The sequence below is a fragment of the Myroides sp. A21 genome (assembly GCF_000807225.1).
GTDB classification, from domain to species: domain Bacteria; phylum Bacteroidota; class Bacteroidia; order Flavobacteriales; family Flavobacteriaceae; genus Flavobacterium; species Flavobacterium odoratimimum.
This window is the reverse complement of sequence record NZ_CP010327.1, coordinates 3,572,236-3,586,009: the sequence shown is the minus strand read 5'-3', so window position 1 is coordinate 3,586,009 and position 13,774 is coordinate 3,572,236. Positions and strand designations below refer to the sequence as shown.

Genomic DNA, 13,774 nt, shown 5'->3' with positions numbered 1-13,774 from the left:
TCGTGCTTTTTTGTTTTTACTTCACTTATCGTAAAAACAAGTATTAGTAGTAGGTTAAAGAAGTACTTTTTTAAAAGCAATGGATGCCTGCCTTTTGGTAATTATGATTAGAAAAATCGTATGGAAACTCAATTAGGTTGAGTGTTATCAAAATTATTAAAGGCATTCATTCCATCTTTATTTCAATATTCTAACGCTTTATGATAGGTAAAGTAAAGAGTGTAAGAACAATTATGAAAATTAGTTTTAATGATTAGAATATCATTTGATGTAAATTTAGTTTTTTAGCGTGTATTTGTGTTAAAAAATATTTATAATTAAATGTTTTATAGTTAATAATGTGAGTTTTTGTATTTTATTTAGATTGAATTGTGTTTTAAAGGAACTTTTCTTTTTTAAAGGCAGTATTTTTTAGAGATAATTCAGCTCTATAAACAATAAAATAGAGTATGATAGAATAGTTAATATTTAGTGAATAGTTTTTGAAATATTGCGGTATTTTGTTTCATTTGTTGTGTACTTTTTATAAATAGAGGATATAGTTTGAATATTGCCTTGTTTTCAAGTGGTATTTTGCCTTACTAACAAAATAATAGTTTGAAAGTAAAACAGTTAGCAATATGAAAAAGAAAGTAATTTTAGGGGCTTTTATACTTATGGCCTCTTTCGCTAGTGCTCAGACTAAAGTGAGCAGTACTAGTATCGGTATTGATCTGGGGGGATTAGTATCTCTAGTGTATGATGATGTGTCTACTCTGGGATTAAAAGATAGTCAGTGGAGAAAGATCAGGGAGTATCAGAGTGATTATGAGAGAAGATATAATCATTGGGCTAGTTCTAAACATTATAAGGAATATGAATTAGACCGCAAAAGAGAACAATTGTATAAAGAAATCAGAATAGAAATAGGCGATATCTTAACTGTAGAACAACGTGAGAAATGGAATACAGGTGATTATCATTATAGACATTATCACCCTTATGATCACAAAAGAGACCATCACTATAAAAAGAGTAATAAGTATAAAAATAAACACAATAAAAAATATAAGCACAAGCATAAACATGATGATTGTGATTAGAGATAAAAGAGTCTGCTTGTTTAGAGCGGACTTTTTTTATGGTATGAAATTATTCGCTTATTTCTGTTTGATGATAGGTGCTATAATGTAATTATTGGCGTTTTATAAAGTTTTTTATATGTTTTTTTACATTCTTGGGCTAATAAAATGAAAAATGGTGTTGTGAATACCTCAAAATAGCCTATTTGTTTATTTGTACTCATAGTGTGAAGAAGAGCCTTTGCTGAGGAGGGTTCTATATTTATATTCTTTTGCATGTGAATATAGTAGGTAATAGTGTGATTGATTGTGAATATTATGTTTTTTATTGTTTTGTAAATATTTTAAGTATTTTTAAATATTAGTTATATTGTTTATTTAAATGGTTTGTTTTTTGATTTATTGTTAATAATTATTTGTTATTATTAAGTATTGTGTTGTTGTTTGTACTTTTGTTGTGTTAATGAAAAAGTAAAAAGTAGAACAAAAAACAAGTATAATTTAGAAGTAATTCAGTGAGGGTATACTGCTAAGAAATAAGTCTATGGGCTTTTTTTAGAGCCAATTGTTTAATAAGTAAAAGCTAGCCATGCTCTGCCTTTAGTTATCTATTAGTAGTCATACTAGAAATAAGCTCTGAGATGTTCTTCTATTTTGTATTTGCTTGTAACAAGTAAGGTATCACATGAATATTCAACAAAACATCAAAAAGATAGGATTCAGCGTCATCGCCTTGAGTTGTTTCTCTATCGCTCAAGCTCAGCAAGATCCACAATATACTCAGTACATGTACAATGCTAATATGATCAACCCAGCTTATGTAGGGAGTAAGGAGAATCTTAGCATCTTCGGGATGTATAGAACACAATGGGTAGGAATGGATGGAGCTCCTAAAACGGCGGTTGTGTCTGCTTCAACTCCTCTTGGAGATAATGGCTTAGGGCTGGGAGTAAACTTTGCTAATGATCGTATAGGGGCTATGGATGAGAATAATATTTCGATTGACTTATCTTATACAATTGATTTAAATCACGACTATAAATTAGCATTCGGACTAAAAACAACTGCTAATATCTTAAGTGTAGATTATACTAAATTGACAATATTTGATCCAACGGATCCTACTACACTAACCAATATCAATAATAAGTTTAACCCCAATATTGGAGCGGGAGCTTATCTGTTCTCTGATAAAGCTTATGTTGGGGTATCTGTACCTAACTTTCTTACTACAGACAGGTATGATGATAATGAAGTGACAGTAATGCGTCAAAAAGCTCATTTTTATTTAATGGGAGGTATGTGTTTGAACTCAATCCAAGTCTTAAGTTTAAACCAGCTACTTTAATTAAAGCAGTAAGTGGAGCTCCTTTGCAAGTAGATTTAACAGCTAATTTCCTTATCGTAGATAAATTTACTATAGGGGCTGCGTATCGATGGGATGCCTCTGTGAGCGCACTAGCTGGTTTTCAGATTAATGAAGGGCTCTTCGTGGGATATAGTTATGATGCTGATACAAGTAAGCTGAATAATTATAGTTCAGGATCGCATGAGATTTTTTTAAGATTTGAGCTTTTTAGTAAACATAGTAAGTTAAATGCTCCAAGATTCTTCTAATCGTAAGGAGATAAAAAAAAGTGATTATGAGAAAAGAGATATTATGGAGTATATTCCTTTTAATGGGGCTGGGAGTATATGGACAGAAGGTAATAGAAAAAAAGGCAGATAAGATATATGAGGTACAAGCTTATGTCAATGCTATAAAAATATATGAAAAATTAGCTAGTAAAGGATATATGAATGCTGATATGCTGCGCAAGCTAGGAAATTCATATTATTTTAATGGAAAGCTGGTAGAGGCTAATCGTTGGTATGGTGAACTTTTTGAAGGTGAATATGAGGATAAAGGAAAAGAGATCATCGCATCAGAGTACTATTATCGCTATGCACAAACGCTAAGATCTATACAGGACTATGAAAAGTCTAATCAAATGATGGAGGTGTTCTCTGTCTTAGAGAAACAGGATTCTAGAGCGAGATTATTTACTTCTACAAAAGACAGTTATCTAGAAGATATAGAGAAGAATTCTAACGGCTTTGAGCTAACTAACTTGAGTGTGAATTCACCTTATTCTGATTTTGGTGCTGCGATTTGGAGAAATCAGTTTGTGTATACTTCTGCTAGAGAAACAGAGTACAAAACAGGCAGAGAGCTACACGAGTGGACCAATGAAAGCTACACAGCTTTATTTCGCTCTAGAATGAATCCGGATGGTACTTATGAAGAATCACATCGATTATTACCAGGTATGGATGCTAGAGTAAATGAGGCTACAGCAATATTTACAGAAGATGGTAAGACAATGTATTTTACTCGTAATAATACAACAGCAAACGGAAAAAGAAAGCTTAATAAGAATAGAACAGCACTTTTAAAGATTTATAAGGCTACACTCTCTGAAGATAATCAATGGGAGAATATCGTAGACCTACCTTTTAATTCAGATAATTTTAGTACTGCTAACCCTGCTCTTTCTCCAGATGAAAAATGGTTGTATTTCTCCTCTGATCGAGAGGGAACCGTAGGACAGTCTGATATCTTCAGAGTGGCTATAAATGAGTATGGACATTATGGGCAGGTAGAGAATCTAGGGGCTAAAATAAATACGGAAGGACGAGAGACTTTTCCGTTTATCTCAAAAGATTGGGTTTTGTTCTTTAGTTCTGATGGGCATCCTGGTTTAGGAGGGTTAGATGTATTCGCTGTTCAGATTGATGCTGATGGTAGTCTAGGAGAGATCAAGAATATGGGAGCTCCTATTAATAGTAGTGCAGATGACTTTGGTATTTATATCGATACAGAGAAAAATCAAGGATATGTAAGTTCTAATAGAGCTAAGGGAGTAGGAGGAGATGATGTATATTTCTTTACAGAAAAACTGTGCTATCAAGTAGTAAAAGGAAAAGTACTGGATATAGATACAAATGAGGCATTAGCTCATGCTAAGATAACGCTATATGATCATGCTTATAAAGAGATACAAGAAGTTATAACAGATCAAAAGGGAAATTATAGAATAGATAATCTATTGTGTGGTGAGAAATATCGCTTAAAAACAGAAGTACTAGACTATAATACAGAGGAGAAGATTATACATCTGACAGAAATACCTCATCTGGTGGTAGACACAGATATCGCATTAGAGAAGATAGAGAAACCTCTTAGTAAGGATGATGACTTATTTAAGATACTAAATCTACAGCCAATCTATTTTGATTACGATAAAGCATTTATTCGACCTGATGCAGCAATTGAGATTATGAAAGTTGTTGAAGTTCTAAAATTATATCCTACCATGAAGATAGATGTTCGTTCGCATACTGATAGTAGAGGAAATGATGAGTATAATCTAAAATTATCTGATAGACGTGCTAAAGCTACTGTAGAGTGGATTACAGCTCAAGGAGTAGATCAAAAACAAGTAACAGGCAAGGGATATGGTGAGACACAATTACTAAATCATTGTAGTAATGGAGTGAACTGTTCAGACGAAGAACATCAGTTAAATAGACGTAGTGAGTTTATTGTGACGGAGTTGTAGTTATAAAATTTTGTTTACAGCAATGTGAATGTGTAGTGCTGATTGTAATCTTATCTCTTAGATAAGGGGACAATTTTGTGTAATGAGTAGAATAAAGCTATATTTGTTCTAGTCTAAAGGTTATTAACAGTGTAGCTATGAGGAAATTAATGGTGTTATTTGTGGTTGTGATTGTATCTCTTTCTTGCTCTTCTGATAATAATGAGGTAAATGAGAGTGAAATAGTTGATGGAATTTCTACCTCAACTAAGATTCAAACACCAAAATGGCTTCAAGGAAATTGGAGGATTAGCGGAGGAGGTACTTCACCATTTGTTCCTGGTTTTAGTATTTCTTCGAATGAGTTATGTTTCATTTCTCTAACAACAGAATGTTTTCAAGAGATTATTAATCAGGCTTATCGAACGAATCCTGATGCAGTCAAAGTAGAGCAAGAATATAAAGAAGGATTACAACAAGGGTATAGGGAAGGGTATTATCGTCTATCTATTTACCTTAATAATACTACAACAGAATTTATATTTACTGAAAAAAGTAATAGTGAGGTTAGATATACAATGGGAAATGTAAAAGGTACCTTATTTAAAGTCTATGAATAATATTCCAATAAAAACAGAAAGGCTGTCCAATCGGACAGCCTTTAATTTTTTAGTTATAAACTATTTAGTTTCAAATGTGATTTTGTTTTGATTAGCACCACATTTAAGCATTGAAGAGCCGTATAATGGGTTAGACAGGTCTTCTACATCGCTTAGCCATTGACCACCTTCACCGTTGTTGTACATTGGGCAGTATTGTTCAAATACTACTCTGTCTGTTCCTACCGTATTGATTAGTTTTACTAAGTCTTCTGTTAGGTCTTCGAATTCTTCTCTTTGTACTTTGATGTCTGTTGCATCAATCTTAGTAGCTGTTTCTACTAATTCTTTCACTAGTTCTTTTGCTGTAGCATCTTCTGTTACTACTGCATTAAGATTAGTTACTAATGTTTTACTAGCCGTAGCAGCTTCTGCTTGATTGTCTTCTTGAAGTGCTTTTTTAACTAAGAAATAAGCATCAAGAGTAGATTGTAATACATTAGATTCGTTTACTGTTGTTACTTTCTCTGCAGCGCTAGCTGTAGTGTGATCATCGTGATCATGCCCTGTGTGCTCTTCTGTTGTAGGAGCTGTTGTTTCTTGTTTTTTGTCATTACATGCAGTAAGTGTGAAAGCTAATACTGCAAAACTTAAGATTACTTTTTTCATTTGATTGTTATTTGTATTACTATTTTTTTGTTTTTTGTCTAAATTGTGAAATCGTGAAGGTGTGAAATCGTGAAATCGCTTATTTGTATTTTTGTTCTTTTGTTGTCCTCGCGCCTCCTGGCTCCATCGCTAAAACTGTCCACAGGACACTTTATTAACGCTCGGCCCTCTGTTACCTGTTACCTGTTACCTGTTACCTGTTACCCGTTCCCTGTTACCCGTTCCCTGTTAACTGTTACCATTTTCAATAAAGTAAAGTTAGAAAAAAGAAGGTAGAGTTTGGTTTAAAGTTAACAGTTTACGGTTTACAGTCTTGCCCTACGGGCATAATGTACTTAGATGATGTAATTAACTATACTCTGATGTTATAGCCTAAACGGTTTCACGAAAAAACAGCATCACACCATCGCAACATCACAAAAAAACGATTTCACAAATTCACGGTCTCACAAAAAAGAAACTACCTTTCGAATTGACAACAGCTGTGTAAGGCTTTATAATCTGCATCTGTTGCTTTGTCTAGTTCTGTATCATGTCCTACCTTAGCTACAGCCTTAGATATGGCTGCTTTAGAAGTTAGTTTTTTATCAAAGTTAAGGTGTAGTACCTTTTCTTTTACATCCCAAGAAGCAGTAGATACCCCTTTTACTTTCTTCGCAGCGGTTTCTATTCTCTCTTTACACAGGTCACAGTTTCCTTTTACTTTAAGCATAGCATGTTCTAGATTAGCACTTGCCGTAGTTCCGTGATTAGCATGACCTTCATGTCCTGTAGCAGCAGGAGCATTATCATTGTTCATCATACTGCGTTTTCCTTCTAACTGCGCACTAGCATCAACGGTAAATACTCCATTAGTTACGATTTCTTCTCCGTTTTCTAATCCTGACATCACTACGTAGTTTTCTCCTAGGGAAGGACCTAATACGATTTCTCTTAGCTTAAAGGCAGGAGTAGCAGTATTCGGTTGTTTTACATAGATTACAGAGCGTTTACCAGTCCATAGTACAGAAGATTTAGGAATGACCATTTCTTTATTGTACTGTTTTAAAGGAGCTGATATTTTTGCACTCGCGTACATCTCAGGTTTAAGGTTATTATTTCTATTATCTGTTTCTACTCTTACTTTTGCTGTTCTAGAAGTAGCATCTATAATAGGGTTGATAAAAGCAATTTTTCCTTTAAATACTTCTCCTGGCAAACTCTGCAATGTATATTCTAATACATCTCCTTCTTTGATAAATGGAAGATCATTCTCATAGGCATCAAATACAGCCCACAGTTTAGATAAATTAGAAATATTATACAGCACAGTTCCTTGACTGATATAATCACCTTGATTAACATTTTTTGCCACGACAATACCACTTGTATTCGCATGTACAGATACATAAGGAGAAACATTCCCTGTGCTCAAGACTTTGCTTATTTGAGCTTCAGACATCTTCCAAATGCGCAATTTCTCTTTAGCTGCGTCTAATAATAAGGGTTGTAAGTCTTTTAACTTAGCTGCTTCTAATAACTCTTGTTGAGCTGTTAGTAGATCAGGAGAATAGATAGTAGCGATTAGTTGTCCTTGTTTTACAGCTTCTCCTGTAAAGTTAACATACAACTTCTCAATACGACCATTGACATGTGAAGTTTGAGATTGTTGTAATCGCTCATCTACTTGTATGGTTCCATAGAGTTGAATGTCTTTTACAGCATCTTGATGTCCTACCACAGTAGTCTGTATATTAGCTAGTGCTACTGCTTCTTTAGACATCTGGATTGCCTGATCGTCTATTGCATCATCACCACCATCAGAAGATTTAAGCGGAATTAAGTCCATAGCACATAAAGGACATTTTCCTGGTTTATCCATTTTGATTTGCGGGTGCATAGAACAAGTCCATACCGTATTTCCCTCTTCTGTAGTAGCTGGTTCTCCATTGTGTTCATGCGATCCTGCACCACCAAAGACCATCCATCCTAATAATAAACCTACAAGTAATATTGCACTATAACGCACAATATTGTTTTTGAATATATTTCTTATTTTGTCCATTGCCTAAATATTTTGTGTGTTGTCACGTATTGCTAATAATTTTTTGATAGAAGCTACCATGGTATTGTAGTTAGCAATTGCTTCTGCTTTTTTTAATTGGTAATCTAATAATTGACGTTGTACTTGTATTACATTGGTTAAATCACTCTTACCTGTTACAAATTCTTTGATAATAAGGTTATAGGTCGTCTCAGCTAATGTAGTTTGCTTCTCATACAAGGTGACAATTCGTTCGGCATCATCTAATTGACTTTTGTATCCATAATACTCACTTTTTAAAGTATTATAAGTGTCTTCGAATTTTTGATCACTAGACTTCCACCATAGTTTACCTTCTTCTTGTTGAGCTTTATACTTTTTGCGGAAGATAGGAAGGCTAACAGTTACCATCGGCATAATCATATCTTTCCCATTCATATCTCCCATAGCCAGCATTTTATCATTAGTCTTTCCGATAACCATATACTGCAATCCAAGCCCTATCATAGGGTAGCTCATTTTCTTGTCCATTTCTGCTTTTGCTTTATAGGCAAGACCTTCTTCTGTGATCATTGAAAGCATAGGATTATTAGCTTCTATGGCAAGAAGAGCATCTTGCTCTCCATAGATAAAAGAAGTTTTTTCTATTTCACCTAATACTACCTCATGGTTTGCCTCTCTGTTTAAAAGAGCATTGAATTTTGCTTTCTCTGCTTTTAATTGAGAGTGTAAGCTTTCGATATTATTCTCGATCTCTATAAGCTCTAATCCGATACGCAATACATCAGACATCCCTGAAGCGCTACTGCCGCCCATTTCGCTCATACCTCCACCAGATCCCATAGAAGAAGACATTGCTGGTGTGCTACTAGCAGTAGGACCACCACCCATACTCATTCCTCCCATACCTCCTGATGCAGAAGCAGATGGAGTAGAAGCAGTCTTAGTGCTTACTTGTGGGGTTGCACTTGGTTTTGCTGTATTTGAAGGAGCAGAGAACTTTCTAAGAGCTAATTGTTCTAATTGTTGTAAGAGTTTTTTATTCTCTTCATTATTTCTTAATTGCTCGTTTAACTTTTGCATGGCATACCATTGGGTATGTACTTGTAAAGTAATATTATCAACTACTTCTTTGTACTGCTCATTTTGCATATTAGCCATGTGACCAGCTTCTATGCGGGCACTCTTACGGGTACCAAACCAAGGAAGCATCTGCATGATACTTACATTACCAATAGAGCGTCCACCGACAATATCCATAGGCTCTGTGTAGAAGTCCATGGATAACTCAGGATCCTGAAAAGCACCTGCTTGTGGAATCTTTTGTAAAAAGGCTTCATGAGCAAATTTCTGTGCTTTGATCCCTGGGTTATTCTCTATGGCTACATTGAGGTAGCTCGATAGAGAGTCTTTAGGCTGCTGCTGCGCTACAGCCGTAGCAGTGAAGCTAGTCACTGCTAAGAAGGCCGAAGCTAAATATATATACGTTTTATTTTTGTTCATTTTTTTTTAGTTTACGGTTTACAGTTCACAGTTTATGTCGTCACGGATTGGAAATCCACACCATCATACTTCGTTTAAGTTGCCCAAAGTCGGGAGACTTTGCGCAGCGAGTATAGTCACAGATTGGAAATCCACACCATCATATTTCGTTTAAGTTGCTCAAAGTCGGGAGACTTTGCGCAGCGAGAAATGTCTAGTAGACATTTTTAGTGAATGGGACAGGTGGCGTGTTGGCTAAATGCGTCTCTACCTTAGTGTATTGTGTGCCGACAGTGTGTATATAATGCCCGTAGGGCAACCATTCTTAATTTATAATTCCTAATTCTTAATTCTTTTCACCGCCCATTCTCTCCACCAACATTGGAATACGGGTACTACAAACATGGTCATGGACTGTATTAACATTCCTCCGAATGTAGGAATAGCCATGGGTACCATAATCTCTGCTCCTTTACCCGTAGAGGTCATCACAGGAAGAAGTGCGATTAGAGCAGTAGCAGTAGTCATCGCTGCTGGTCTTACACGTTTTAGCCCTGCATATACTACCGCTTCTCGAATTTCTTCTTTAGTCTTAGGATCTCTTGCCTCGAAGGTATCATGTATATACGTTCCCATTAGTACTCCATCATTGGTAGCTAATCCGAATAAGGCGATAAAACCTACCCAGACTGCTATACTCAGATTGATATTGTGCATTTGGAATAAGTCTCTCATATTCATATCTCCGATAGAGAAGTTCATAAACCAAGGTTGTCCATATAACCAAAGTAAGATAAAACCTCCTGCAAAGGCAACAAACACTCCTGAGAAGTGGATAAGCGATGCTGCAATGGTTTTAAACTGGAAGTACAGAATCAAAAGAATCGCTAATAAACTAAGTGGTACAATGTATAGTAATCGCTGAGAAGCTCTTTCTTGTTGCTCATAATTACCAGCGAACTTATAGGTTACTCCCTTTGGCAGGGTAAGTTCACCAGAGGCTAGCTTAGCCTGTAATAGCTTATCTGCCTCGTGTACTACATCAACTTCTGCTTTTGTTTCTATTTTATCAAAGATGACATAACCAAGTAAGAAGGTATTCTCACTTTGAATCATTTGTGAGCCTTTAGCATACTCTATATCGGCTACCTCGCTTAAAGGAACTTGAGCTCCTGTGGCAGTAGGGATTAGCATTTTGGCTAGCTCTTCTGGGTTATCTCTTAATTCTCGAGGATAACGAAGTCTTACAGGGAATCGCTCACGTCCTTCTACAGTAGTGGTTAGAGCCATTCCTCCGATAGCAGCACCGATTACATCTTGCAGGTCAGATACAGTAATTCCGTATCTAGCCATATTATGTCTGTTTAGGTGGATCTCTACATAAGGAGCACCTACCGCACGGTCATAAAATACAGTAGAAGGCATAATAGAAGGGATGTCTTTAAGCGCCGCTTCTAATGCTTTTCCACCAGCTTCTATAGATTCTAAATCAGGTCCAGATACTTTTAATCCCATTGGCGCACGCATACCTGTTGATAGCATTACAAGTCTAGCCTCGATAGGCTGAAGTTTAGGAGCAGAGGTTAGCCCAGGCAAGTGAGATACATTTACTATCTCTTGCCAGATATCATCTGCCTTTTTAATCTCAGGGCGCCATTGACGCAAGAACTTACCATCTTTGTCTATAATTAAACTATCTCTAGGGATAAGTCTAAAACCATCTTCTACATTATAAGTCGTTCCATTGATGAGCTCGAACTCTCCTTTTTTATTAACTTTAAATCGCTGTCTATGTCCATTGTCATCTAGGATATACTCTGACCTATAGTTAATCGTATTTTCAAACATCTGAGTAGGAGCAGGGTCTAGAGCAGAGTTTACACGTCCCCATTTACCTACTGTTAATTCTACTTCAGGAATATTGGAAATACGTCTATCTAATGTACCGATAAACTGAAGATTCTGTTCAATACCTGTATGAGGCATACTTGTTGGCATCAGCAAGAATGAACCTTCATTAAGACTAGGCATAAACTCCTGTCCAATACCAGGGAAGGTCTGTGTTGATTTTTGCCAAAAAGCAGTTTCTCTAAATGATTTCCATCCTACAGTCTCAAAACCTTTGGCTAGAAAACCAAAGCTTTTGTCTGTACCTAACCATACTAGCATTCCGAATACTAATGTTAGAATAGGAATACTCATAAATTTCCAGCGGTGGGTAAGTGCCCATCTTAAGACTTTCTCATAGTAGATCACTAATAGCCACAATACACCTAATATAGATCCGATAGCTAAAAACACAAAGACAAAGTTTAGCCCTGTACTCTGCTGCGTGCCTAGTGGTAACCATTCTACTGTAAGGTAGTATAAAGCCACAAATAGGGTAAGGGCTACATTGATATAATTGGCTATTGTATCTGTTTTCCAGCCTGGTGTAAACAGATTATTAATAGCCACTAATGTTAGTGTCACAGCGATAAACTCACCTGTGTAGATCCACAGTCCTATACCTGTTATAGCTAAGATATAATTGGCTATTTTGCGCAGTTTTTGTTTGTCTATTTTAATAGAATATACATAGTATGCTATCGTAGGAAGCACGATGATCCCTAAGATAAATGCTGATAATAGAGCGAAGGTCTTGGTATAAGCTAAGGGTTTAAATAGCTTTCCTTCTTGGGCTTCCATTGCAAATACTGGTAAGAAGCTGATAATTGTGGTTAGCATAGCTGTTGACAATGCCCCTGATACTTCTGATACTGCTTTTGTAATAAGACTAACAAAGGCCATTCCCTTACTTTGTATTCCTTGGGCTTTTTCTTCTTCCATGTACCTGATGATACTCTCGACAAATACAACGCCAACATCCACCATAACTCCAATAGCAATAGCAATACCCGATAGGGCAACGATATTGGCTTCTATCCCCATATATTTCATAATGATGAAAGTCGCTAGTACACCTATGGGTAGAATACTAGAGATAATCACCGAGGCGCGCAAGTTTATAACAAGTACAATAACTACGATGATACAGATTAATATCTCGTGTGCTAAGGCTGTTTCTAATGTGCCTATTGTTTCTTGTATTAACCCTGATCGGTCATAGAACGGAACTACAGTTACTTTAGATATGGTACCATCGGCCAGTGTCTTTTGAGGAAGTCCAGCTTCCATCTCTTTTATTTTAGCTTTTACATTGTTAATTACATGCATAGGGTTAGCTCCATAACGAGCTACCACAACACCTCCTACAGCTTCAATACCTTCTTTATCTAGACCACCACGACGTGTAGCTGGTCCTAAGTTAACGAAGGCTACATCTTTGATTTTTACAGGAACATTGTTTCGTACTGTCACTACAGCGTCTTCTAGATCCTTGACATTTTTAATGTATCCAAGACCGCGTACTAAGTACTCTGCTTTATTAATTTCGATGGTCTCTGCTCCGATATCTAGGTTACTTTTCTGAATCGCAGACATCACATCCATTACAGATACGTTATAAGCGCGCATCGCATCAGGATTTACCTCTACTTGATACTCTTTTACATATCCTCCGATAGAGGCAACTTCAGAAACTCCTTCTGCAGCAGATAAGTTATATTTAGTGTAGAAATCTTGTACTGTACGTAGCTCGTCTGGATCCCATCCACCTGTAGGTTCTCCTGTCTGAGGATTACGTCCCTCTAGGGTGTACCAATATACTTGTCCAAGTGCAGTAGCATCTGGGCCTAATGAAGGGATTACTCCCTTAGGTAATGTACCGGCAGGAAGTGAGTTTAATTTTTCTAAAATACGCGAGCGGCTCCAATAGAATTCTACATTTTCTTCAAAAATGATATAGATAAACGACATCCCAAACATAGAGCTACTACGCACTGTTTTTACACCAGGAATACCCAGTAAAGAAGTTGTTAGTGGATAAGTGATTTGCTCCTGAATATCTTTAGGAGAGCGCCCCATCCACTCTGTTGCTACAATCTGTTGGTTTTCACCAATATCAGGGATAGCATCTACTGGCACAGGATCACTTGGCAACATATTTTGGTGCCAGTTAAATGGAGCTGTTATTAATCCCCATACAATAACTACTACCAGTAGTAATAGAGTAATTACTCTATTGTGTAAGAAGTACTTAATGATTTTATTAAGCATAAGATATGTATTTCTGTATTAAAAAATGACATCTGCTAATCCAATATTTTATGTAGCAATGGGTATGCCATATGCTTAGGCATTACTTATAAACTTAAAAGCCGATAAAAATAGATTAGCGATGATAACTAAAAGATAATTATCATTTGATCCACAAGTAGGTACTATTACTTCTTAAGTAGGGATATCTAAGTATTTACG

Annotated in this window: 7 protein-coding genes and 1 pseudogene; 4 read left to right on the top strand and 4 right to left on the bottom strand. The window is 36.1% G+C overall.

Annotation, left to right across the window (positions count from 1 at the left end; all coding sequences use genetic code 11):
* Positions 1-620 precede the first annotated feature (620 nt).
* The 4 genes and pseudogenes from MYRA21_RS16020 to MYRA21_RS16005 all read left to right on the top strand — a co-directional run bounded on the left by MYRA21_RS16020 (position 621) and on the right by MYRA21_RS16005 (position 5,262).
* Positions 621-1,082, top strand: coding sequence for a hypothetical protein (locus tag MYRA21_RS16020; RefSeq protein WP_039329791.1), 462 nt, complete (start codon positions 621-623; stop codon positions 1,080-1,082).
* 664 nt (positions 1,083-1,746) lie between these two features.
* Positions 1,747-2,678, top strand: a pseudogene (locus tag MYRA21_RS16015) (type IX secretion system membrane protein PorP/SprF).
* A gap of 26 nt (positions 2,679-2,704) precedes the next feature.
* Complete coding sequence (locus MYRA21_RS16010) at positions 2,705-4,663, top strand: OmpA family protein (RefSeq protein ID WP_039329790.1); 1,959 nt, start codon at positions 2,705-2,707, stop codon at positions 4,661-4,663.
* Positions 4,664-4,800: 137 nt separating this feature from the next.
* Positions 4,801-5,262, top strand: a complete 462-nt coding sequence (locus tag MYRA21_RS16005; protein ID WP_039329788.1) for a hypothetical protein — start codon at positions 4,801-4,803, stop codon at positions 5,260-5,262.
* A 60-nt stretch (positions 5,263-5,322) separates the two neighbouring features.
* Here MYRA21_RS16005 and MYRA21_RS16000 read toward each other — a convergent pair whose 3' ends face one another.
* The 4 genes from MYRA21_RS16000 to MYRA21_RS15985 all read right to left on the bottom strand — a co-directional run bounded on the left by MYRA21_RS16000 (position 5,323) and on the right by MYRA21_RS15985 (position 13,573).
* Entirely contained in the window at positions 5,323-5,910 is a 588-nt protein-coding gene (locus tag MYRA21_RS16000) for a DUF3347 domain-containing protein (protein WP_039329786.1), read from the bottom strand.
* Between the two features lie 460 nt (positions 5,911-6,370).
* Positions 6,371-7,954 (bottom strand): efflux RND transporter periplasmic adaptor subunit, encoded by a 1,584-nt coding sequence (locus MYRA21_RS15995; protein WP_039329784.1) that lies wholly within the window; start codon positions 7,952-7,954, stop codon positions 6,371-6,373.
* A 3-nt stretch (positions 7,955-7,957) separates the two neighbouring features.
* A complete protein-coding gene (locus MYRA21_RS15990; RefSeq protein ID WP_039329782.1) occupies positions 7,958-9,436 on the bottom strand; it encodes a TolC family protein in 1,479 nt (492 codons plus the stop codon).
* Positions 9,437-9,754: 318 nt separating this feature from the next.
* The gene (locus MYRA21_RS15985; RefSeq protein WP_039329781.1) at positions 9,755-13,573 is read right to left on the bottom strand and encodes an efflux RND transporter permease subunit; all 3,819 of its coding nucleotides are present in this window, start codon (positions 13,571-13,573) and stop codon (positions 9,755-9,757) included.
* Positions 13,574-13,774: the final 201 nt, after the last annotated feature.